Here is a 24,525-nt window from a genome sequence, read left to right as displayed (position 1 = left end):
CCCTTGTAGGCGAAATAAAGTTCAAAATTCTTCCTTGTTAAAACTCCATATATCAAAGTATGGAGGCTTCTGAATTCTGAATTCACAAATTCTGAATTCTAACTCCTTTTTTATTCTGTACTAACCAATAGTTTAAGACGGTAATACAAGATTATGCATCGTATTAGTGGCATATCAGGTGGATTGAATCAGTCAGAGAGTTTAATTTTTATAGAACAAACTCCAGCGACCTTGGTTTTGATTACGGCTGCTGATACCGATATTCAAACCTTGGCAGCTGCCGTTCCAAAATTACCTGCACACTTTCCTACATTCAGAGTCGCCAACCTGTTGCAATTGCAGCAACAATTAAGTATAGATACTTATGCAGAACAAGTTTTAGAACATGCCCAGGTAATAATTTTGCGCCTCTTAGGAGGACGTTCCTACTGGGCTTATGGCTTAGAAGTAGTCCAGGAAATTGTGCAACGTAATGGTACAACCCTTATTGTAATGCCCGGAGACGACAGTCTCGATCCCGAATTAATCTCCCAGTCTACCGTGCCTTTGGGCATTGTTAATCAGGTATGGCAGTATTTTAGCGAAGGCGGTGTAGAAAATTTTGTCAATGCTCTGCAATTTATCGCCGACACTTGTTTGTTAACTGCATACAATCCTCCACCACCCCAGCACATCCCGCGTGTGGGATTGTATCAATGGAGAATGGAGGGGCACAGGGGCAAAGGGGCACAGGGGCAAAGGGGCAAAGGAGAGTTAGAACTGGGTTCATCCACCTCTGAACTGGATTCATCCACCTCTGAACTGGATTTATCCACCTCTCAACTGGATTCATCCACCTCTGAACTGGATTCATCCACCTCTGAACCTCAAAGTTTTCAATCCCCAGTCCCCAAAGTTGGCATCCTTTTCTACCGCGCCCATTATTTGGCGGGAAACACTAAGGTAATTGATGCTCTATGCCAAGCCTTGGTACAGAAAAATTTACAACCTGTACCAATTTTTGTTTCGTCATTGCGCGAACCGGATGTTCAACTTGAGTTGAGTGAATTTTTTCAACCCAAAGAAGCCGAAGCAATTGGACTGCTACTGAATACCACCAGTTTTTCTCTAGCAAGGTTAGAAAGCGAGACACCCCAAACCGAACTTTGGGAAAAGTTAGATGTGCCTGTATTGCAAGTTATCCTCAGTGGCGGGTCAGTTGAACAGTGGGAGTTACAGTTTAAAGGGCTTTCTCCCCGCGATATTGGGATGAATGTAGCGCTACCAGAAGTAGATGGGCGAATTATTACTCGTGCTGTCTCTTTTAAAGCGGTGCAAACTCGTAATTCCGATTTAGAGACAGATGTGGTAGTTTATGAACCAGTGAGCGATCGCATCGAGTTCGTTGCTCAATTAGCAGCAAATTGGGTGCGTCTGCGTTCAAAACCACCCCAAGAGCGGCGAATTGCTCTAATTCTGGCAAACTACCCCAACCGCAATGGACGCCTAGCTAATGGTGTAGGACTCGATACTCCAGCTAGTTGCACAGAAATTCTGCAAGCTTTACACCAAGCTGGATACCAAGTAGAAAATCCACCTGCTCAAGGAGATGAGTTGATTCAACGGCTAACATCTGGCGTCACCAACGATCCGGAAAGTCGAGAATGGCGTCCGGTGCAGCAAAGTCTTTCTTGGACAGAATATCAAGAGTATTTCGCTTCTTTGCCAGAACAAGTTAGGCAAGGTATTAGTGAACGGTGGGGAATGGAAGAGGACGCAAAGAGTGGGAGACGCGGGGACGCGGAGAGTTCTTTCCCCGTGTCCTCCTTTCCCGTTCCCGGAATTCAACTCGGCAACATCTTCGTGGGAATTCAGCCACCAAGGGGCTATGATAATGACCCGAGCTTGAATTATCATGCACCAGATTTAGAACCAACCCATGCTTATTTGGCTTTTTACTATTGGGTTAGAGAAAGTTTTGGTGCTGATGCTGTAGTTCATGTGGGCAAACACGGAAATTTAGAATGGCTACCCGGTAAAAGTGTGGCTTTATCGAGTAATTGTTACCCAGAAGTAGCTTTCGGCGCACTTCCCCACCTTTACCCGTTTATTGTGAATGACCCTGGTGAAGGTTCTCAAGCCAAACGCCGCGCCCAAGCAGTGATTATAGATCACCTGACGCCGCCCATGACTCGTGCGGAACTCTACGGTTCTTTACAACAGTTAGAAAATCTAATTGATGAGTATTATGAAGCGGAAAGTTTAGATCCTTCCCGTTTACCAGCAATTCGCGATCGCATCCGCGAACTGATTCTTAAAGAAAATTTACATCTAGATTTAGGAATCCCAAACGAACAAGTTTTAAATTCAGAATTTTCAATTTTGAATTCTTTAGATGGTTATCTTTGTGAACTCAAAGAAGCTCAAATCCGTGATGGCTTACACATTTTTGGGCAATGCCCTCAAGGACAGCAATTAAGAGATTTAATAGTAGCGATCGCTCGCATACCCAATCGCTATTCTTTAGGCATTACCCGTGCCATAGCCCAAGATTGGGGTCTAGACTTCGACCCCCTCACAGCAGACCTGTCCATGACTAGTGGTCAATATTCAGTAATTAATGGCACAGAATGTCGCACCATCGGTGATATTGTTGAAGTCCTAGAAGAACACGCCGCTTTTCTAGTAGAACAACTCATCAGCCAGAATTCAGAACTCCCCATCTCACCATCTCCCTCATCCCCCCCACTCCCCACTCCCCACTCCCCACTCCCCACCGTTCTCAATTGGATACGCCATCGCTTGCTTCCTGCTTTACAACAAACCGATCAAGAGATTGCCCATTTATTACACGGACTCGATGGTGGGTACGTCCCAAGCGCCCCATCTGGCGCACCCACCCGCGGCCGCCCGGAAGTTCTACCAACTGGGAGAAACTTTTATTCTGTGGATATTCGCGCCATTCCCACAGAAACAGCTTGGGATGTCGGCAGGAAAGCCGCTGAAACCTTGATTGAATATTACACCCAAGAACATGGTGAGTACCCAAAAACACTAGGTTTATCACTGTGGGGAACTGCCACCATGAGAACAGGAGGTGATGATATTGCCGAGGCTTTGGCTTTACTGGGAGTACGACCAGTTTGGGATGGTGCAGCACGGCGAGTCGTCGATTTTGAGATTTTGCCTCTGGCAGTTTTGGGGCGTCCGCGCGTAGATGTTACCTTGCGAATTTCCGGATTCTTCCGCGATGCTTTTCCCAACTTAATTGATTTATTCGCTCAAGCAGTGACAGCAGTGGCAAACTTGGACGAACCCCCGGAACAAAATCCCCTCGCCGTTGCAGTTCGCCAAGAGACTGATTTGTGGACTCAACAAGGTTTAACTTTAGAAGCAGCAAAAGTGCGATCGCTTTATCGCATCTTTGGTTCTCGTCCAGGTGCTTACGGCGCCGGACTCCAAGGTTTAATCGAATCACAAAACTGGACAGATGACCAAGACTTAGCTCGCGCCTACATCAACTGGAGTTGTTACGCCTACTCCTCAGCAGGGGCAGAAGGGCAGGGGGCAGGGGAGCAGGGGGCAGGAGATCTTCCTAATTCCCACTCCCCACTCCCCACTCCCGAAATCTTCGAGCAACGGTTAGCCCAAATGCAAGTTGTACTCCACAATCAAGATAACCGCGAACACGACCTACTCGATTCTGATGATTATTACCAATTTCAGGGAGGGTTAACGGCAGCGGTGCGTTCTCTACAAGGAAAAAATCCCCAAATCTATTTTGGGGATCATTCTATACCCGCCCAACCGCGAATCCGCGAACTGAGAGAAGAAATCGCACGAGTGTATCGTTCTCGCGTAGTTAATCCTAAGTGGATTGCCGGAGTCATGCGTCACGGTTATAAAGGTGCTTTTGAAATGGCGGCGACGGTGGACTATTTATTCGCCTATGATGCTACAACTAAATGTGTCGAAGATTATATGTATCAAGGCATTGTACAAGCTTATTTACTCGATCCAGTTGTCTTGGAATTCATTGAGGAAAAGAACCCTTATGCACTGCGTGATATTGCTGAAAGATTAATAGAAGCATACAAGCGCAATTTATGGCAGGATGTAAATCTAGGAACATTAGAAACTTTGAGAAACCTAGTACATCAAGCTGAAGCAGTTATCGAAGAAAAATCAATGGTGTAGGAAAAAAATATGGAGAATCTTGCGTATTTACACCTAGCTTATGCCTATGAGGACGGCACACCCAGTGAATTGATTTCGCTCAGTTCTTTGTTAAACAAAGCAACTGCACCAGACTGGGGGCGGCTTTCTGGAAAGGCCTGGAAGTATATGCTGCCCCTTGCTCTGTCTTTGTCTATTCTCAGTGCTGTCAGCAGCGTCATGGCACTGGAAAAAGGCGATCAAGGGCCTTCTGTCAGGAATTTACAACAAAAGTTAAAATCAGCAGGTTTTTATCAAGCTCCTATTACCCAAGTATATGACGTATCCACAGAAGAATCTGTGCGACGCTTCCAAAAGGCTGCTGGCATACAAGTAAACGGTGTTGTCGGTCCAACCACCCTGCAAAAATTAGAAAACTGGCAACCTAAAAAGCCTAGTACCGCAGCAACACAAGCTAAAAAAACTAGTGCTGCGACTACACAAGCTAAAAAAACCAGCACTACGAGTTCAGCTAGTTCAGCAAGCAACCAACGCCGCAATTCCAACTATTTGATGAAGGGAGATGAAGGCGAAGATGTTAGAGTCTTGCAAGAACGCTTAAGAGTTGCAGGCTTTTATTACGGGAATGCCACAGGAATATTTGGCCCGATTACAGAAGAAGCTGTTAAGCGCTTCCAAGATTCTTACAACTTAAGTGTTGATGGGGTTGTTGGTCCAGCAACATTAGGTAAATTGCCACCATTTGGTGTGGGTGATGGAGAAGAAGCTCCTAAAAAGGTAGCAAATCGAGATAAACTCCGCCTTGGCGATCGCGGTGAGCCAGTTAGATTGCTTCAAGAACACCTAATTCAAGCAGGATATTTAGAGGGAGAGCCAAATGGCTACTATGGTCCCTACACTGCGGATGCTGTCAAGAGATTTCAGGCAGCTAATTTCCTGGCAGCAAGTGGCGTTGCTGGCCCAACTACTAGAGCTAAGTTATATAGCTCAATAAATACTGCTCCGAAAAGCGACTTTAGTGTTCTGGAAATCCAAACGCGATTACGGGAGCGCGGTTTTTATAAAGGCAAGCTCAACGGTGTAATGGCAGATGACACCAAAAAAGCAATTAAACAAGCCCAAGAGTTCTACGGCATTAGTCTCAAGGATCTTAAGAGCGGACGCTTTTAGCATCCGCTTTGGTGTTGTTAGTATCAGTCCTCAACTGGTTGCTTGCCTCCAGTAACAGCAAAGAAAGGAACTGCTCAAAATTCCACTTATTTGGTTAATTTGAGTAGTTTCGTTTTTTTATCTACCCAATTCTTAAAGCGGCATCAGCGCTCGTTGGCACTTGGGACACACCGCATGGATGGTCATTTGACAGTCAAGCAGGTGAAAACCTTCTTTTTGAGCAGTTTTCGCCCCAATTTTTAAAATTGAGTCATTTTTAAACTCAATTGTTGAGTTGCAGCGAACACAAATTAAGTGATGATGGTGATGCGGATAGGGCTGGTTAAGTTCATAATGCTTATGTCCCTCACCTAGTTCTAATTCCCGTAGAATCCCCATTCTTGCCATCAACTTCAAAGTCCGATAAATAGTTGACAGACTGATCCCTTCGCCATCAGTTTCTAATCGGTGATAAAGATCTTCCGCACTCAGATGTTCACCTTGCGGAAGTTCTTGAAAAATGTGTAAAATTGTTTCGCGCTGGGGAGTTAAACGCCAGCCTCGTTCGTTCAGTTCTGCCTTGAGTGAAGTAGTTGTGTAGACAGTCATAGCTAATATTTCTCAACAAAGCCTGTTAGTTGAGAATATAACAAATCTTGGGAGCAATTTGCAACAATCATTGCCTATTGAGAATCTTTACTAAATGCTTAAGAAAAACTCATCAAATATTGATGAAAAATCCGCTAACAATTGATCTCTACCTTCAGGATATTCTGAACAAAGGTCTAGGGAAAGTAATCTACGCTTAGATGCCAATAATTGGCTATAAGCTTCTAATAAGTTTTGTGTCTGGCGATCAAATGCAGTTCTTTGTCGCTAATCACTGGTAGATAAAGTTTTCAAATGACAAAGCGCAAAGTCTGAGCGCCGACTTGCGGCACTCAGACTTTGCCAAAGAGGACTAATAACAAATGGCCATTGACTAACTTAGAGACTCCAAATAATCGCGGATGAGGTTGCGACGCTTGGGTTGGCGTAGCTTTTGTAAAGCCTTGGATTCAATTTGTCGTACTCGTTCCCGGGATAAGTCGAGAGCGCGTCCAATTTCTGCTAAGGAGTAAGGATGACCATCGGCCAAACCAAATCGCATCAAAATCACGTCGCGTTCCCGGCTAGTCAAATCTGACAGAAGATGATGCAAGTCTTTTTGTAAAGATTCTCGCATTAACATCTCTTCTGGAGTTACATTGTCAGTTTCGAGTAATTCTCCTAACTCAGTATCTTTATCCTTTCCTACTTTGGTTTCCAAAGAAACGGAGCGAGGAACCCGCAACAAAACTTCACGCACTTGTGTAGGTGTCATTTCCAACTCAGTTGCTAGATCCTCTAGAGTCGGAGTGCGCCCTTTTTCTTGAGCAATTTTGCGTTGGGCTTTTTTGATTTTGTTTAACTTTTCTGTAATATGAACAGGTAGGCGAATTGTGCGACTAGAAGTAGCGATCGCCCTTGTAATTCCCTGACGAATCCACCAGTAAGCATAGGTACTGAAGCGATAACCCTTAGTTGGGTCAAATTTTTCTACGGCCCTTTCCAAACCTAAAGTACCTTCTTGGACTAAATCCAACAATTCCAAACCACGATTTTGATACTTCTTAGCAACAGACACAACCAGGCGAAGATTAGCCTTAATCATGTGTTCTTTTGCCTGGAGTCCTTGGGACTGAATTTGCTCCAACTCTTCTACTGTCAATTTGGCTATTTCAGCCCAGCGACGTTTGCCATCTGCCAAAATCGGTCTGAGATCCGATACCATGACACCAGCAGTAGTAGCCCATCTTTCCAAAGACGGGCGATGTCCTAGTTCTGAAGTTAGACGCTCTTGAACTTCAATTAACTTCTGATAAGGTGAAATTACCTCATCTCCTTGCTTTGCGGCATTAGCAAGTACTATCCGCATCCGCAAGTAACGCTGAACTTTTTGAGCTTCTGAAACCTCTTCGTCCCGCCCTAACAACCTAACCCGACCAATTTCCTGAAGATATAGACGTACAAGATCTGTACTACGGCGGTTGGCGTTAGCAGCAAAGCTAGCATGGTCAACAGAAGCCATTTCTAACTCCTGTAGATCGTCTACCGATAACTCACTCTCATCAACCGTGAGATCCGAGTCCAAAACCTGGCGGGACTTTTGGGTATTGTAGGCGGCATCTGCATAAAAAGATGTTGCTGGCATAAAACGTCTCAATGGCTCCAGGTAACAATAGATTAGGGTCAGCTTAAGATTACGGTCAGCTATTCAACTGTTGCTATTGTTCCCGTGATTCACGATGAACTAACACGGTAGAGGATTCCATTACAATTTTTTTAGAAAATTCAGGTAATGGTTTTATTGAATACATTATTACTGAACTTAATCGCCTGCTAAGCTTCTGATTGAACCAATAGCTATTCAAATCCGCAGCTAGGCTTTCAATATCTAAACTACTTAGTTAAGATTTCAAATTTGATGGTTTTTGATAGTTATTTTTGTCACACTGTATAAACATAGTTCAGTGAATATCTTGTTTATATTTGTCATAGTCACATTTACATGACTACGAAAGTAATATCCTGACGATTTACCAATTTTTTCTCAGGATTATTTGGGTATAAGTTTAACTAATATATAACAGAAAACTGATTAGTAGCGGTAGGGTAAGAAGACGCGGTGATGAGGAGACTATTTGTGATAAATTCTCCGCGTCCCCGTATCCCCCGAAGTTCAGATCGCCGGAAGCCGGCGCTCCGACTTCCCTCCGTGTCCTTGCGTCTCGGTGTCCCCGTATGCCCGCATCTCCGTATCCGACTACTAGTAGTTATACTCAGGCTTGATATCTCGCAACATTAGTTCATCAAGTGCTTGTCGGGGTGTGATATCACCCTGAAGTAAGCGATAAACTTGCTCGGTAATTGGCACAGCAATATTTTGTTGCTTGGCTCGTTGGATCAAAACCCGACAAGTGTTAACTCCCTCAGCAGTTCCTTGTAAGTTTGCCAGAATATCTCTAAGTGTTTTACCACTAGCTAGCTGATAGCCGACTTGGTAATTGCGACTTAAGGGACTGTTGCAGGTTGCTAACAAATCTCCTAGACCCGATAAACCATAAAATGTTTCCGTCTTTGCGCCCCAGTCGTTACCGACGCGAATTATTTCTGTAAGTCCACGGGTGACTAAAGCAGCTTTGGCATTGGTTCCCAGCTGTAAACCATCGCACACACCAGCAGCGATCGCAATGACATTTTTTAAAGTTCCCCCTAGTTCTACGCCAAGGGGATCGGGATTGGTATATACCCGGAAACGATGTGAAGAAAATACTAACTGCACTAGTTCAGCAGCCGTGGGGATATTACTGGCTACCACCGTTGCTGCTGGTAATTCTTGTTCAATTTCTTTAGATAAATTCGGCCCTGACAGAACAACTACTCCATGGTTAGGGAATATTGTTTGCCAAATTTGTGACGGTGTACAGATGGTTTGGGGATCTAAGCCCTTCGTTGCTGTGATAAAAATTGTCTCTGGAGAAACAGGGAAAGAGTGTACTTGGGAAGCAACATCCCTGACACCTGTCATAGAGATAGCCGACAGGATTATTTGGACATCTTTGAGTACTGCTTCGAGAGTTTGAGAACCATGACGCGACCATAGACGCACCTCATGGCCATTCGCTGCTGCCAGATTTGCCAGCGCCGTACCCCAAGCACCTGCACCCAGAATTGCAACGGATTTTGGATTTTGGACTTCGGCTACGCTCAGTCGAATGATTTCGGATTTTTGATTAGTCATTACTCAAGAGACTCCATGAGTTGCGCTCACAAGGAAAGACAAAAATTTTTCTTCCCCTCTCCCCACTCCCATAGAGACGCGATTAATCGCGTCTCTACCCACTCCCCATTTCTCCATCTCTTCACTCACCAATCTAAAATCTGTCTTGAAAAGTTCAGTTCGCTCTTAGCGTTGGCGTTCCCGCAGCGTTTCGTAGAGAAGCCAGACGCTCGCAGGTTCGCTAACGCTGCGCTATCGCCGGAGACCAGCGCTCCGACTTTTCGCAAAATCTAAAATTGGGTGCGGGGATAACGTTCCATTAATTCCCTGACTTCTTCTGCATGATATGAGCTTCTTGTCAATGGTGAAGAAACGACTTGTAAAAATCCTATTTCTTCGCCGAATGCCTTCCAAGCAGCAAATTGTTCTGGGTGGATAAAATCATTTACTTTCAGGTGTTTTTGACTGGGTTGGAGATATTGCCCAATTGTTAAAATGTCGCAATCTACAGTTCGTAAGTCTTCCATGACTTGGCGGATTTCGGCGTCAGTTTCACCGAGTCCAACCATGATACCGGATTTAGTGTAGGTGCTAGGAGAAAGTTGGCGAGTTCGCTGCAATAATTCTAATGTGCGATCGTAGTTGCCTTGGGGACGCACCCGACGATACAAACGCGGAACAGTTTCCGTATTATGGTTTAACACATCTGGTACCGCTTGGAGAATTAACTCTAAAGCATTCCAATTACCGCACAAGTCAGGAATTAGAACTTCAATTGTGGTATTAGGTGAGACGGTACGAACTGCATCAATACACCCTACAAACTGAGATGCACCACCATCTGCCAAATCATCTCGGTTTACAGAAGTGATTACCACATGATTAAGTTTCATGCGGCGAACAGCTTCCGCTAGTCGTGCAGGTTCCGTGGGGTCTAATGCTTTGGGTTTTTTCTCAAAATCTATATCGCAGTAGGGACAAGCCCGTGTACAAGCAGGTCCCATAATCAAAAACGTGGCAGTGCCAGCGTTAAAGCATTCACCAATATTCGGACAGGACGCTTCCTCGCAAACTGTATTGAGGGCTAAATCCCGCAAAATGTCTTTAACGTTACCGATGCGCTCACGCTGAGGTGCTTTCACCCGCAACCAGTCTGGTTTTACAGTCACAATCCGCTTTTACCACTAAAGTTGTACAAATTTTATGGTAGCAAGCAAAGCCTTTGGTGAAGTGATTATATATAGATATAATTTTGTCATTTGGCACGGGTTGTGATATTTTTGATTTATAGTGCCGTTTTTTTGGCGGGATGTAGCGCAGCTTGGTAGCGCACTTCGTTCGGGACGAAGGGGCCGCTGGTTCGAATCCAGTCATCCCGATTTGTAGTTGTACATTCGCACATTATTTGTCGTTGTTAACACATTAGTGTCGTTATTGACAAATTATTTGTTGTTTTAACAAAATAATGTCGTTGATTTGCTTGTGAAATTTGTTAACAAATTAGTGTCGCCGACTTTATTGATGTGGAGTTTAATATCAGTCTTTTTTCCTGATACTCCATAACTAGTCTTTCTGCTGTCCAAACACTCCTGTGCAGTTTTTCTGCTGCTTGTCTAAAGCTTATCTCGTAGGTTTGGCGATCGCGTATCTCAATATTAGGATAAATTATGTGATGTCTTTTTGGATGCCTACATATCTTAGTAAAGGTGAATTCAAGCGATCGCTTGATTAATTGAAATGCTATAATAGTAAAGGGGATGCACTAGACATTTCCCTAATCTTGCAAGATTTGAATGTAAATAAATTTCAAATCTGTGAATAAATACCTGGAGAGGTGTCCGAGCGGTTCATGGTGACGCACTCGAAATGCGTTTTGGGGAAACTCAACGGGGGTTCGAATCCCCCCCTCTCCGTTAAAAAAAATAGTCGTACAACTCACGCTAGAATTCAGAAGTCTCGGCTGTGACTATCCAATTACCAGATGTATTGCACCCAAGCTAGAACGACTATACTTCAGTAATTACTTAGCCTGATATTTGCTATAAAACACTAAAAGATACATCGCCAACACAGATTTTTAGGATAAACTAATGCCATCGTGTGAGGAGTGAACGATGGCGAATACAAGCTTGGGGCAAGCAGTTTCGTTTGCTTTTATTGGTGTCTGTTTTTATCTGGGTATTGGTGTAGGAGTTGTGGTTCGGCTTGGGCAATCACAGCGAACAAACGCTGCTACTACACCTGCTGAATCTGGTTTGTTACCATTAGCCTTACCTGAATCTACGCAACCAACATCAAAAAAACAAGCCTTTGCAGACACCATTACCATTAAAGCTGTTGGAGATATTATTCCTGGTACAAATTTTCCTAACTACAGATTACCCCGCTTTCGAGATCAATTATTACCAAAATCAGTAAGAACCCACTTCCAAGGATCTGATATTTTATTTGGTAACTTTGAAAGTAGTTTAACTAATTATCCATACACTACTAAAGATATTACTCGAGGACAAGTCTTTGCATTTCGCTCGCCACCTGCATATGCTCAGTTATTTGCTAAGGCTGGTTTTAATGTATTCAATATGGCAAATAATCATGCAATGGACTTTGGTTTAGTAGGGTTCAAAGATACAAAGAAGAATCTGGAGGCTGTGGGCATTGCTACATTAGGTCATAAAAATCAAATTCTCTATCTAAAAGTTAACAATATTCGTATAGGGATGATTGGTTTTTCTCCTTATGAAATGTATAATTCGATCCATAATTTAGCAGCAGCCGAAAAGCTCGTAGCAGAAGCGAAAAATAATGCCAACATTGTAATAGTATCGATGCACGCTGGAGCCGAAGGAACGGAGGCATTACACGTTAAGAATGAGACAGAGTTTTTTTATGGAGAAAACCGAGGTAATTCAATCAATTTTGCCAGAAAAATGATTGATGCGGGAGCAGATTTAGTACTGGGACACGGTCCTCATGTTCCGAGAGCAATGGAAATTTATAAGAATAAAATCATAGCTTATTCTTTAGGAAATTTTTTGGGATATCGGACTTTATCTACAAATGCTCAAGCAGGTGACTCACTAATTTTAGAGGTCAAACTCAATTCATCTGGAAACTTGGTATCGAGTAAAATTATTCCCATTCGTATGGATAAACAGGGAATTCCTCAAGTAGATCGGCATTTGAGGACTGTGAAACTTATGCGCCATTTGAATAATCAAGCTTTTCCAAAAAACCCGGTGAAGATTAATAACAAAGGCGAAATTATTCTACATCAAAAATCACAGCGATCGCCCTCTTTTGAAAAGAAATTTTAGATTTTAGATTTCAAATTTTGGGTTGTTAGTTCAAAACTTAAAATCTCAAAAATTCCCAGATCGAGCTTGCTTTATTTGTAGAATAAATCCTTTCATCCAAAATTATTTATTCAAGCACCTGGCTATCCTGTAAAAACGTGCAAGTAACAGCTATGAGGTCAATCTAAAATCGTATATAAATCTCCCAGCACCCAGTAAGAAGAACCTTGTCCTGGTTGTTGCAATAATTTTTTTGATTGACTGTCATAGTAATTTCCTCACTTTCAAGATTTTATACGGAGTTCGGCATTGGGCAAAGGGGACAAGAGGCAGAGTAAAAGACTGCTGCAACCTGCTTGGCAATAAATTTAGTTAGCAACGTGTTCGCTTTGAGTTTTTGATTAATCTTTACAAACTCAAACTGGCAGCACCAAAAGTAGCATTAAACTTCCGACACCAGATAGCAGCAGATTTATAGTCTGCTAAATTGATGTTTTGAGGAATGGAATAAGTTTGAGCACCACTGTATTTTTGCAAGGGAGCAATAACGATATAGTCTCCCTTTTTTAAGGGATAAGATGGTGGCTTAGTTGAATTGATGACGTTATCTGAACGATGTAAAATTACTACCAAATCTGGCCCTGATTCAGAGGTATTAAATGACTGCTCAAGCTCTAGAAATGATTTACCGTCTTTAGTAGTAATACGGACTGTTCCTTGAGTTGTATGTTCTCCAGAAACAAACGTACCTGACTTAATAAAAGTTGAATTTTGAGATTGTGCTGATTGGGCTAAAGACTTGGTCTGAGTTGAAGATACTGGAACAGATGCACTCACAGCCGTAGGAGTTTTATTAGATTGCTTATTTGATACTGCTGTGGTACAGCTAGCTATGACAAGAGAAGACAAACTTATAATTAACAAATGTCTGATTTTCATAATTTAAATATTTTAAGGCATCAATAAGTAATATAGCTTTTAGCTGTAACTTTAAATTGATTATTACTTGAATAATTAGTTTAAAAATTATGGATATATAAGGATTAATATCTAAAAAGCTGATATTTTGTTGAGAAATTTCTTAGAAATTTCTCAGCAAAATTTAAATTTTCAGACTGCGAGTAATTAAACGAGGTTTTGAAGTTGCAACTGGGACTGGGCATCAATACTTGTCGGTTAAGGGGAAAAGGAAAGGGAGAAAGAAAAACCTTTAACCTTTACCCTTTAACCTTCTCCCAAACCCAATTCCGAGTTCAAAATGCTTAACCGAGTAGTATTGGACTGGGCATTAGGAGTGTAGGAAGGGTGGAAGGGTAGGAAGCTTTTTATCATCTCCCCACACTCTCCGTATCTGTCTCATTTTCTCCACTCGCGACTCCCCAAAATTGCTAGAGTGAAGGAAGTTATGAGGACGCAAATATGACTGACAAAAATCGTTCTCAATGGGACTTAGGCAGGTTTATCCAAACCCTGACTTACTTTGAGGTAATTCCTTTCCTGAACTGGGTACAGCAATTAATCCAAGGCCGTCCTCAGGATAATCAAGATAGACCCAATGGAGGAAGAAATGTGGGTGTAATATTAGTAGCAGGTGCCACAGGTGGTGTAGGTAAGCGAGTGATAAAGCGATCGCTCGAACGTGGTTATAAAGTTCGGGCGTTGGTGAGAGACATTGACAAAGCACGGTCAATTCTTAGTAATGATGTTGACTTAGTAGTTGCAGATATCACCAAACCAGAAACTTTAACTCCTGTCGTTATGGCTAATATCGAAGCCGTAATTTGTTGTACAGCAGTGCGCGTACAACCAGTAGAAGGAGACACAGCAGATAGAGCAAAATACTACCAAGGTGTGAAATTTTATCAACCAGAAATTGTTGGTGACACTCCAGAAAATGTGGAATATCAAGGCGTCAAAAACTTAGTCCGAGCAGCAGCAAAATATCTACCCCAAGCAAACGAAAAACTAATATTTGATTTTACAAAACCATCAGCAGAATTAAAAGATGTTTGGGGGGCGCTGGATGATGTCGTGATGGGTGGTGTCAGTGCTAGTAATATCCAATTAGTGGAAAATACAGCTTTGTTTACTGGCAATGTTTCCACTGCCAACTCTGGCGGATTTGCTTCTGTGAGAACTAAGAATTTCGATCCACCATTTAACTTATCTGGTTACGAAGGTGTGAAATTGCGCGTCAAAGGTGACGGTCAGCGTTATAAAATCTTTCTCCGAACAGATACAAAATGGGATGGCATTGGCTATAGCTATTCTTTCGACACCGTAGCTAATACCTGGGTAGATGTTCACGTTCCCTTTAAAGATTTGATTCCTGTATTTCGGGCAAAAGTTGTCAAAGATGCGCCACCAATTGAACAGAGTAGAATTTGTTCATTCCAACTGATGTTGAGCAAATTTGAATATGATGGCGCTTTAAATCCGAAGTTTTCTCCAGGTGGTTTTGCTTTGGAGTTGGAATCAATTAAAGCTTATAGTGGTGCAAATTTACCCCAATTTATCCTTGTTAGTTCAGCAGGTGTAACTCGTCCAGGACGCCCTGGGATTAATTTAGATGAAGAGCCACCAGCAGTGAAATTAAATGAGCAATTGGGAGGAATTTTAACTTGGAAGTTGAAAGGAGAAGATAGTTTAAGAGAGAGCGAAATTCCTTATACAATTATTCGACCTTGTGCTTTAACTGAGGAAGCAGGTGCTAAGGAATTAATATTTGAGCAAGGTGATAATATTAAAGGCAAAATCAGCCGTGATGATGTCGCAGAACTTTGCGTGCAACTGCTAAAAGTAGCAAAAGCATGTAATGTTACGTTTGAAGTGAAAGAGGGAGACAATACTGTTAACTCTATCGATTGGGAGAGGCTATTTTCTAATTTAGAACAAGATAAATAAGGAGTCAGGAGTTAGAATTCAGGAGTCAGTAATTTTTGTAGAGTGGGTAATGCCTACTGTTCGCTAAAACCATGATAAATTTACTGAAATTCGTGAGTTTAAAGATGAGAATATTCTGAATTTTGACTCCTGCCGAGAATTATTGAGAACAGTGCAAGATATTAATATGAATAAATTCAAGGTGCTAATAGTTGCTGTAATTTTAGCAGCGATTACTTGGGGCGGATTATTTTCAAACACTGCTTCATCCCAGCAAATCGAGTCGCGGCTTAACAACTTGGAAGCAGACTTTAATCGTGTCGAGTCGCGGTTAAACCAGCTAGAATCTCAACTAAATCGAGGCGGCCGATCGCCATCTGCAAGAACAACACTTACTCCAAGACAGTCAACAGGTTCTAGACAGAACTTATCACAGCAAGATCCGATGTTTGATCGGCTTGCAACCTTGGTGATTGAATTGAAACAACAAGTCAATAAACTAGAAGAGCGAGTTTCTAAAATAGAATCACGCTGAATATTTCAATTACATAAGCGATTTATAACAAATAAACGATCCCATCTTGTGAAGCTGGTATCTTGCCCGCCTTCGGTTTTGACTGATAAATTTTATACCAATTTTAAAAGCGATCGCCACAGATGGATTCACTAAACCCAGATTTAGAAGGCTTTCCCAATCTCAAATCTAAAATCTAAATTGGTACTAGGAAGATTTTTTGTTATCTGATACCATTTCCGAGAGAATATATGCTGTAAAATCTAGCAACTGATCCAGCAAAAAGCCAATAATACCAATGTAGAGTATTGCCTCGATAGTCGAATCGATGTTACCAGTTTTATAACTATCCCAGAGAATAAAGCCAAGTCCTTTTGGGCCTGTCAACATTTCTATGGCAATCACTGTAAACCATGCTACCCAAATCCCAACTTTCAGAGCATGGAATATATGAAATATAGCTACTCGAAAGTTTTTATTTTGTCTATGAAAATGTCGCAGGCCTATTGCGGTATTAATGATTACTGTCCAGAGAGTTGCAAAAAAGATTACGACAATAGCAGCGGCTTCACTTTCTCTAAATACTAATAGAGTAATAGGTAGTAAAGCTATAGGGGGAATACTATGTGGTATCTGAAATATGCGCCTGAATAGCTGATAAACCATGCTATTCATACCGATGAAATATCCGATGAAACTACCCAATACAGCGGCTGGAATGTAACCAACAAATAATCGTTGCAGGCTGGCTAAAAATTCTAAAAACATGTTTTTTCCATGCCTCAGTTCTCATTGAGAACATGTAGGAAATACTGGGGTAACAGCACAAAGCAGCATGTCTGGCAAATCATTGATGACTGCTATAGTAATGTGCTTTAAGTTTTGAACTTATTTATTTCCGTCAGTGAGTAGGTAGAGACGCGATTAACTGCCTTTGTACTAGGGAATAGGCAATCAGCCTTTTCGAGTTGAGGGTGAGTTTTTTCACGCAATCAAATAAAAGTCCTATATAGAAAAGCGATTTTAATTGAACTTACTCTTTTCTCACTACAAGATTTCCTATATCTTTTCCTCCTTGGTGTTTACTCAAACAAGTTTAGGTATTCTGACAATGAGATAGGAGTAGTGCAAAAAAAGGTAAAACTTGGCTTTACTAGAATTTATCATCAAAATAAATCCTGATTAGTAAATTGAATACAATTTCTGTAATTGACTTGCTCACCAACAACCAGAACCCCGACTTATCTAATAACTCGGGATTTTGAGTCTTGTAATTTTTACAAATTAAATAAGATTGCTATAGCTAAACCTGTAATTAGTAATACAGATAATCAATAAAATAAAAAATGTGAAAGATGAAATTTTATGATTTAACTTTCATCCTTCATATCGTATAATTTGCGATTATTTTCCCATATTTCGCTTCATTTGCTCTAATTCGTCTTGTGTTTCCCAACGGCGGAACTTTTCTTCTAAGTCGTCAAATCCACTGGAAGAACTGCTAGGTTGATTCCACCAGCCATTAGTTTCCAGCCGCTGCTGGGTTTGGGCTTTAGCACGGGCTGTCTGTGCTTCAGCAGCTTTAGCTTGTACCTCTTGTCGTCGCTGCTGAATTTTCCGCAGCAATTCCTGAGATTGATTAATGCGTTCTTTCAGCCCTTGCATCTGTCCCCAGCGCTGATTTCCTTCTCGTAACAAAGCTGCTTCTCGTTCGCTGGCCGCAGTCACCAAATCTTGTCTACCAGCATCTTTGGCTTTTTGAACGCGGATGTGCCAACGCTGGATTTCTTGAGCTGTAGCCAGAATATCGTCTTGCGATCGCTTTTCTTGTAATTGTAAATCTGCAATCAGCTTTAATGTATCTTCCTCTTGCTCACGCAGCTGTTCTAGCAGCGCCTCTAACTCCAAATGTGGATTGTTACGCAAGAATTCTTCTAAACGGTTTTCTAGAAACCGACTCAAATCATCAAATAAACCCACTGCCAGAACTCCAGAGTTCGCGTGTGTGACTATTTTATTGTAGTAATTATTATCGCGGGCCGAATGTAAATTTTAATAGTTTGCTTTATCAAGTAATTGAAATTGCTGATAAAAAAGTTAAACTCCAGGTAAACGCACTAATTTTATGTCAAAAAAAGCACATTTTTGATTATTTAGTATAACTAAGTTAAACTTTAGCAGTTACAGCAATTTATTTTAAATTAATGCTAGAGTTAGTTAGACTTTTGATAGATTTTTTTGATGAGCTATTAGAAATTGATTTAACTTTTCTCTCCAAATAAGTTTATTGTTGCTAATATCTAAACTGGTATTTGATTCTTCAATAATTATCTTGATAAAGTTAGTAAATTTACTATTATATTTTTTTTGCTTTTCGTCAAAATTTGGGATGTTATTTTTCAAAATTTGATGAATTTGAGACATGGGAATGCCTGCTTTTTGAAGTTGACTAGCTTGCTGGCTATTCTGCTGCAATTCCTGTAATATTTTATTAGTTTTGACAAAGATTTCATCATTTAATAAATTATCTTCAGTAACTTCAGTAACTTGAATATCTTCTGTTTTTGCTTGGGGAGCAGGTATAGGTAGAAAGCGATCACAAACAGATTTCAAGACACGATTCATTTGTCCTTCGTAAGCACATCCAATTACAGACTTTCCATATTCATGGAGTTTTTTAGCTAAAGCAGCAAACGCACCATCCCCTGATACAATAACGAAAACTTCCAAAGTAGGGCGACTCTGAGCTAATTCCATGACATCAATTGCCAGTTGCATATCTGCTGCATTGCGTTTATGACTGTAGTCAAAAATTTGGACTGCTTCAATTCCCAGTTCTTGAATCTGATTCTTGAGTAGCCTTAAGCGCGAATCACTCCAGTCAGCATAAGCACATTGGATAGCAATTTTATTCACCATACCAACTTTTTCGACATCAGTTTGAATTTGTTTTAAAGAAAAATTTAAATTAGGCTCGTTTCTGCCCATTGTTAAATTTTCAATATCATAAAAAATAGCTGTATTGAACTTCTCGATTTTCGGTAGTTCATTCGCCGTGTTAGTAAATTCCTCTAAACGAATCTGGCGCTGTTTTAAATCATGAAGTTCAGTTATCAAAGATGTTGAATCCGAACTAATTTCTTGCTGTTTGAAGTGCCTAATTATTGTGTTTAAATCTTTAAATTGTAAATTTGCTTGTTGTAATTCTTGCTGTAATTGCTCAGTTACTATCTTAATTTGAGTCTGAGTTTGAACAGTCTGCTGCTGGAGTTCACCAAGAGTTTTGGAAAGCGTATCTTGGCGTTGCTGATAAGCAGTTACTAAAGCTTGCTGGACGATATTTGATTCTTTAGGAAATGTTTCGCGGTTGTAAATGTGTAAAACCACTTCATAACCAGCGATCGCAATTTCCAAATTAATCGCAGGATTGCCTTGTTCAAAGCTTTGAATCGTTGTACTCAGTTTGACAATGACTCTGGCTATATTAATAGCGTTGGCAGGTTCTTTAGTAAAGCGATCGCTTACCCATTTTCGTAATATTAAAGCCAAATTATTATTGAGTTTAGTTAAGTTATCTTGCAAAATTGGATATAATTCCTGATTTTGATATGTTGCTCTTAATAAGCCAATCAGGAAAGTTTGCTCCTCGTTAGCAGCTTCATTTGGCATAGCTAAATCCCTAACAATGCACCTTTTGGTTTAGTATTCCCAATTTTGTGTAGTATCTAACAGAAGAATTCAGAAGTCAGAATTCAAAACCTTCAAAATCAATAGGAAAGGTATTGATTATATATCTGATTTTTAATACCTAACGTGATTCATCGCGTCTCCTAATTTATAATTTTTACTTAAAGCGGTGTCACCCAATAACTAATACCTCGGACAAGTTTATTTTTCAAACCAAACAAAGGTAATTTATCCTCAGATAAACCTATATACGTCCAGTGTGGAACATCATTTTCTACAGTTTGAAACCAACCATTTTCATTGAGTGCTTTTCTCTGTTCTTTACTGGATACGCGTAAATCAATAGCTAATCCCCAAAGATGTTGTGAAGTTCCAGGAGGTGCAACTACACCGAGAATTTTTGTTTCTTTACCTTGTTGAACTCTTGCCAAAGTTTGATTATTTGCATATTTGTGCCAAAATCTTAAATTTGTGTCGAAAGTACGAGTACAATCTCCAGAACCATAACCAGATTTAAGTGGAATTTTTTCTAGGTTTCGAGCTTTATTTAAAGCGTCTGCTGCAGATTTTTGTAAATAACAATCTCTAGTGTCATCAACATGATCCATCGTCAAAGTAGCTTGAAAATCTTGGGTTTCTTGCTCATTAGTAAAGATTTCTTTTGGCGGTAATTTAATTCCTACACCTGGATTGACAAAAACTGAGCCGTATGTACGTAACAAAATATATTCATAAGTATTTGGCTGCGGAATTGTCGATAAATTTCTGGCGATCGCCGATAAAAAACGTTGTTGATCATTTAATTTTTGATCGGGAATAAATGGTTCCGATGTTAATTCTTTTGAAGTGTTTGTGCAGGATACTGAATCAGTACTTAAACATCCGTTTAATGGTTGGGCAGTTTTACCCAAACTATGATGGGTAATCTCATGACTTGCTACCAAAGCAAAAATCATCAAAATTACTATCGTGATAAAAGTTGCAGCTTTGATAATTTTTTTATTGAAATACTTTTTGTGTGTGATAATTTTCATTTTCCAATAATTACCTAAATATATTTACAACTATTCTTCGTAACGTTTTTCTGCTAATCAGGTATTTATCAATAAAAAATAGGAATTAATAACCATAGTTTATCCCACGAAGATCTACACAGTTAGGGGCGCACAAGTGTGCGCCCCTAACTACTATATTGTGCACCTGTTTTCATATATCCAAGTTATCTATTTTGGCAAAATGTCTAATATACATTGTGCATAAATCAAGTTGTCTTTATGAGTGACAAGATAAAAGATGTTTGTAAAAAATAGAAATGTCTTTGTTATTGAGTAATAGTAAATTTGATAACTTATTTATTAGAAAGTTACATCCATGAAATCACTGGAAAGGTTAAAATTGGAGAGAACTTTCAGCTTGCTGTTCCTGTAAGTATGACCATGCACAACCTTGTTGAATTCCAAGACGCTTTTGATGTGATTGTCGTCGGTGCAGGTCACTCCGGTTGCGAAGCAGCTCTCGCCTCTGCCCGCCTCGGTTGTCGTACCTTGCTATTGACACTCAATTTGGATAAAATCGCTTGGCAACCTTGTAACCCAGCAGTGGGTGGCCCAGCTAAATCTCAGTTGACTCATGAGGTCGATGCCCTCGGCGGGGAAATTGGGAAAATGGCAGACCGCACCTACTTACAAAAGCGCATCCTCAACTCTTCACGGGGGCCTGCAGTTTGGGCTTTACGCGCCCAAACTGATAAGCGCGAATATGCAGGGGTGATGAAAAATATTGTGGAAAACCAAGAAAACTTGACCATCCGCGAAAGTATGGCAGTAGATTTGGTTTTGGGCGCTAACGATGAAGTTATCGGCGTGGAAACTTATTTTGGTGTGGCGTTCCAATGCAAAGCCGTCATCTTGACAACTGGCACCTTTTTGGGCGGGAAAATTTGGGTAGGTAACAAATCGATGCCAGCCGGACGAGCTGGCGAATTTGCAGCTGAGGGCTTGACACAAACCCTGAATCGCTTGGGATTTGAAACCGGTAGGCTCAAAACTGGAACTCCTGCCAGGGTAGACAAGCGATCGGTGGATTACAGTAAAATGCAAATCCAGCCTGGGGATGAAGATGTACGCTGGTTTAGCTTTGACCCCGATGTGTGGGTAGAACGCGAACAAATGCCTTGCTATATTACCCGTACAACTACTGAGACTCATCGCCTAATTCAGGAAAATTTACACCTGTCGCCGGTTTATGGTGGTTGGGTGGAAGCCAAAGGACCGCGTTATTGTCCCAGTATTGAGGATAAGATTGTCCGCTTTGCTGATAAAGAAAGCCATCAAATCTTTATAGAACCGGAAGGACGAGATATTCCCGAACTTTATATTCAAGGGTTTTCTACAGGGTTGCCAGAAAATCTGCAACTCCAAATGTTGCGGAGTCTCCCCGGTTTGGAAAAATGCGTGATGCTGCGTCCGGCTTATGCTGTGGAATATGATTATTTACCTGCAACTCAGTGTTACCCCACACTGATGACCAAGAAAATTGCGGGGCTGTTTTGTGCTGGGCAGATTAACGGCACCACAGGCTATGAAGAAGCCGCAGCTCAAGGCATTGTAGCGGGAATTAATGCAGCTCGGTTTGTAAATTCTCAGGAGATGATTGTCTTCCCCCGCGAGCAAAGTTACATTGGGACGCTAGTTGATGACTTGTGTACTAAAGACCTACGAGAACCTTACCGAATGCTTACTAGTAGGTCAGAGTATCGGTTGATTTTGCGTTCTGACAACGCCGACCAACGCCTGACACCCTTGGGACGAGAAATTGGTTTAATTGACGATCGCCGTTGGAATTTATTTACCCAAAAACAAACCCAGATTACTACAGAAAAAGCACGGCTATCCAACACCCGCATCAAAGAACATGATGAAATTGGTATAGCGATCGCATCTCATACCCAGCAAGCAATCAAAGGTTCAATTACCTTAAATGACTTACTGCGGCGTCCGGGATTCCATTACGTTGACCTCGACAGGTTCGGACTGGGTAACCCCAATCTCAACCGCGCCGAGAAAGAAGGTGCAGAAATTGACATCAAATATTCTGGATATCTCGCTAGGCAACAAAATCAGATTGACCAAATCGCCCGCCAAGCCCACCGCCAGTTACCTGCGGATTTAGATTACATAAAAATTGATACTCTTTCCAAAGAAGCGCGGGAAAAATTGGCTTATGTCAAACCGCTCACACTCGGTCAGGCTGCACGTATAGGTGGCGTCAACCCAGCCGATATTAACGCCTTGTTATTATATCTGGAATTGCGTAAAACTAAGAGCCAGCCAGAGTTTACAGCGTTAATTTAACAAAAACTTCATAAAGGGCGAGTATAGTAGTAAAGAGCGAGATGGGTATGATAGATGACATAAGTCTTAGTACTGCCATCATTAACAATCCCCAGATTGAAGTTGATTTTAATACCACCGCTCAATAACTCGTCTTCATCAGACGGGGGATTGACTATTCGATCGATAATCCTGATTAAAAGGCAGTAGGAGCGGCGTTTCCCTGTCCTAGCAACAACCCAAAACGTCTATGTTACAACAAGCCACGACCCGTCTCATAGTTCCAGAACCATCAGAAGACTTAATTGCCAACGAACCTTGGTCGATAGAAAACTATGCTGATGGTTTAATGGATGAACTCTTTGCGGATATCGACTACATTCTCGATGCTAGTGGTAATCTGGCTTCTCAAACCTTTAGGCAAAGTAGTCAGAAAAAATCGAGCCAGTCCGTTGGCGGGGTTTCTCCCGAAGTTCAGAACGGCCCAAACCACCGCTCTGGCTTCTCTCCAGTTGTAGCAACTGGCGCTCTTAACCCACTGCAAACAGTTACCATGCCGCAGGTTATCTCAGCAAATGCAGCCAATAGTTCAGCACAGTCAGTTCCTCAAGCTAACCACAAGCAATTGAGTACTGTTGTGTTTGACACCGCCACCGTAAAACCACTGACTAGAAAGCGCCACAAAAGCAATTCTGCTTTGGGCAAACTGCTGATTGTGGGAACAACATTAGGCGTGGCGATCGCCAGTATGGTCTACTTGGTACAGTCTGGCGTTGTCCATCTTTTAAATACTAAATTCCCCGAATCAGCTCTTGTAGTGCCACAGTCCCAGTCAGAATTGGCGGCAAAACCAGAAATTGAGGCAGAGTTAGTTGACTACATGCTCAGTGCCCTATCAGTTATAGATAAGCAAGGTGTAAAAAATCATCAAAACTACGTCAGACCTGGATTTTACAGTCAAACTAGTACTAGCCAAATAGCTGTTGCCAACCAGCAACCAACTAATAATCTACCACCACTGCCAGCTTTAGCAGCTAACAATACATCACCAATTCCTAACCGTTCTGGCAACGTCGTCGAACGCATCTACGTCCGTTCGCCAATACGCTACGCTCTCCCAGCGATTCCTGGTACTCCCGCACTTTTACCACAAGTTGCGACAGCATTGCAGGGTTCTCAACCTCATGTTGTGAAAACTGCCTTGAATACCGTGCGACAAGCTGCCAAACCCGCCACAGTCAACATGCTAGCTGCGGCTGTACGCCCAGACATCAAAGCTGTGGCTACCAAAACTGCACCCATTACCGTGCGACAAACACCCAAGCCTCTACCTGCATTACCAGTTGTACCATTACGTGCAGCACTCGCGCCAGAACCAGAACCAACTATCACCCAGCATCAAGTGTATTTGCCAACTGCGATCGCCCAGACTCCAAGCAGTACCTTAGAAGGATTGCTAGAGTTAGGCAACAAATCTGCTGCTTTGTTTAAAATCGATGGCGTAACTCGTCGCATCAATATGGGTGAAACTATTGGTTCTAGTGGTTGGACACTTGTAGATGTTAGTAATGGTGAAGCAGTTATTCGGCGTAACGGCGAAGTGCGATCGATTTACGCAGGGCAAAAATTGTAAGGATTTTCAAAAAATATAGCAGGCAACAGGCAACAGGCAATAAGCTTGAAAGTTTTTTGGTGTCTGGGTTTTCC

General features: G+C 41.6%; 17 protein-coding genes and 2 tRNA genes. 10 read left to right on the top strand and 9 right to left on the bottom strand.

All coding sequences use genetic code 11. The features are described from left to right. Positions 1–153 precede the first annotated feature (153 nt). Complete coding sequence (gene cobN / locus ACM0OY_RS15090) at positions 154–4,176, top strand: cobaltochelatase subunit CobN (protein ID WP_414569651.1); 4,023 nt, start codon at positions 154–156, stop codon at positions 4,174–4,176. Positions 4,177–4,185: 9 nt separating this feature from the next. Beyond that, positions 4,186–5,325 (top strand): peptidoglycan-binding protein, encoded by a 1,140-nt coding sequence (locus ACM0OY_RS15085; RefSeq protein ID WP_414569650.1) that lies wholly within the window; start codon positions 4,186–4,188, stop codon positions 5,323–5,325. A gap of 132 nt (positions 5,326–5,457) precedes the next feature. Here ACM0OY_RS15085 and ACM0OY_RS15080 read toward each other — a convergent pair whose 3' ends face one another. The 4 genes from ACM0OY_RS15080 to lipA all read right to left on the bottom strand — a co-directional run bounded on the left by ACM0OY_RS15080 (position 5,458) and on the right by lipA (position 10,275). Beyond that, the gene (locus ACM0OY_RS15080; RefSeq protein WP_162395449.1) at positions 5,458–5,913 is read right to left on the bottom strand and encodes a Fur family transcriptional regulator; all 456 of its coding nucleotides are present in this window, start codon (positions 5,911–5,913) and stop codon (positions 5,458–5,460) included. A gap of 373 nt (positions 5,914–6,286) precedes the next feature. Continuing rightward, the gene (gene sigC / locus ACM0OY_RS15075) at positions 6,287–7,537 is read right to left on the bottom strand and encodes an RNA polymerase sigma factor SigC (RefSeq protein ID WP_414569649.1); all 1,251 of its coding nucleotides are present in this window, start codon (positions 7,535–7,537) and stop codon (positions 6,287–6,289) included. 615 nt (positions 7,538–8,152) lie between these two features. Further along, positions 8,153–9,127, bottom strand: coding sequence for an NAD(P)H-dependent glycerol-3-phosphate dehydrogenase (locus ACM0OY_RS15070; RefSeq protein ID WP_414569648.1), 975 nt, complete (start codon positions 9,125–9,127; stop codon positions 8,153–8,155). A 269-nt stretch (positions 9,128–9,396) separates the two neighbouring features. Further along, on the bottom strand, positions 9,397–10,275 hold the full coding sequence (gene lipA / locus ACM0OY_RS15065) for a lipoyl synthase (RefSeq protein ID WP_414569647.1): 879 nt from the start codon (positions 10,273–10,275) through the stop codon (positions 9,397–9,399). A gap of 136 nt (positions 10,276–10,411) precedes the next feature. Here lipA and ACM0OY_RS15060 point away from each other — a divergent pair. The 4 genes from ACM0OY_RS15060 to ACM0OY_RS15045 all read left to right on the top strand — a co-directional run bounded on the left by ACM0OY_RS15060 (position 10,412) and on the right by ACM0OY_RS15045 (position 12,423). Then, positions 10,412–10,485 (top strand) — tRNA-Pro (locus ACM0OY_RS15060). A 230-nt stretch (positions 10,486–10,715) separates the two neighbouring features. Further along, on the top strand, positions 10,716–10,838 hold the full coding sequence (locus tag ACM0OY_RS15055) for a hypothetical protein (protein ID WP_414569646.1): 123 nt from the start codon (positions 10,716–10,718) through the stop codon (positions 10,836–10,838). Positions 10,839–10,934: 96 nt separating this feature from the next. Beyond that, positions 10,935–11,019 (top strand) — tRNA-Ser (locus tag ACM0OY_RS15050). 201 nt (positions 11,020–11,220) lie between these two features. Beyond that, positions 11,221–12,423 carry a CapA family protein gene (locus tag ACM0OY_RS15045; protein ID WP_414569645.1) on the top strand — a complete coding sequence of 401 codons (1,203 nt, stop codon included), beginning with the start codon at positions 11,221–11,223 and terminating at the stop codon, positions 12,421–12,423. A 387-nt stretch (positions 12,424–12,810) separates the two neighbouring features. Here ACM0OY_RS15045 and ACM0OY_RS15040 read toward each other — a convergent pair whose 3' ends face one another. Further along, complete coding sequence (locus ACM0OY_RS15040) at positions 12,811–13,341, bottom strand: DM13 domain-containing protein (protein ID WP_414569644.1); 531 nt, start codon at positions 13,339–13,341, stop codon at positions 12,811–12,813. Between the two features lie 480 nt (positions 13,342–13,821). Here ACM0OY_RS15040 and ACM0OY_RS15035 point away from each other — a divergent pair, with 480 nt between their 5' ends. Together ACM0OY_RS15035 and ACM0OY_RS15030 are read left to right on the top strand one after the other, a co-directional pair. Continuing rightward, the gene (locus ACM0OY_RS15035; protein ID WP_414569643.1) at positions 13,822–15,306 is read left to right on the top strand and encodes a CIA30 family protein; all 1,485 of its coding nucleotides are present in this window, start codon (positions 13,822–13,824) and stop codon (positions 15,304–15,306) included. Positions 15,307–15,472: 166 nt separating this feature from the next. Beyond that, entirely contained in the window at positions 15,473–15,820 is a 348-nt protein-coding gene (locus tag ACM0OY_RS15030) for a hypothetical protein (protein ID WP_414569642.1), read from the top strand. Positions 15,821–16,006: 186 nt separating this feature from the next. On the opposite strand, the gene ACM0OY_RS15025 is transcribed toward ACM0OY_RS15030, so the two are convergent. The 4 genes from ACM0OY_RS15025 to ACM0OY_RS15010 all read right to left on the bottom strand — a co-directional run bounded on the left by ACM0OY_RS15025 (position 16,007) and on the right by ACM0OY_RS15010 (position 20,520). Beyond that, positions 16,007–16,567, bottom strand: a complete 561-nt coding sequence (locus ACM0OY_RS15025; RefSeq protein WP_414569641.1) for a nitrate transporter — start codon at positions 16,565–16,567, stop codon at positions 16,007–16,009. 636 nt (positions 16,568–17,203) lie between these two features. Then, positions 17,204–17,779, bottom strand: coding sequence for a TIGR04376 family protein (locus ACM0OY_RS15020; RefSeq protein ID WP_414569640.1), 576 nt, complete (start codon positions 17,777–17,779; stop codon positions 17,204–17,206). Positions 17,780–18,016: 237 nt separating this feature from the next. Next, positions 18,017–19,468, bottom strand: a complete 1,452-nt coding sequence (locus ACM0OY_RS15015; protein WP_414569639.1) for an NYN domain-containing protein — start codon at positions 19,466–19,468, stop codon at positions 18,017–18,019. A 179-nt stretch (positions 19,469–19,647) separates the two neighbouring features. After that, positions 19,648–20,520 carry a D-alanyl-D-alanine carboxypeptidase family protein gene (locus ACM0OY_RS15010; RefSeq protein WP_414569638.1) on the bottom strand — a complete coding sequence of 291 codons (873 nt, stop codon included), beginning with the start codon at positions 20,518–20,520 and terminating at the stop codon, positions 19,648–19,650. 396 nt (positions 20,521–20,916) lie between these two features. Here ACM0OY_RS15010 and mnmG point away from each other — a divergent pair, with 396 nt between their 5' ends. Both mnmG and ACM0OY_RS15000 read left to right on the top strand, forming a co-directional pair. Next, positions 20,917–22,839: a tRNA uridine-5-carboxymethylaminomethyl(34) synthesis enzyme MnmG gene (gene mnmG / locus ACM0OY_RS15005; protein WP_414569661.1), complete on the top strand. Its 1,923-nt coding sequence runs from the start codon at positions 20,917–20,919 to the stop codon at positions 22,837–22,839. Positions 22,840–23,068: 229 nt separating this feature from the next. Beyond that, a complete protein-coding gene (locus ACM0OY_RS15000; RefSeq protein ID WP_414569637.1) occupies positions 23,069–24,451 on the top strand; it encodes a hypothetical protein in 1,383 nt (460 codons plus the stop codon). Positions 24,452–24,525: the final 74 nt, after the last annotated feature.

The organism is Nostoc sp. CCY 9925 (assembly GCF_963920935.1).
Lineage (GTDB): Bacteria > Cyanobacteriota > Cyanobacteriia > Cyanobacteriales > Nostocaceae > Nostoc.
This window is presented reverse-complemented; position numbering and strand designations above follow the sequence as displayed.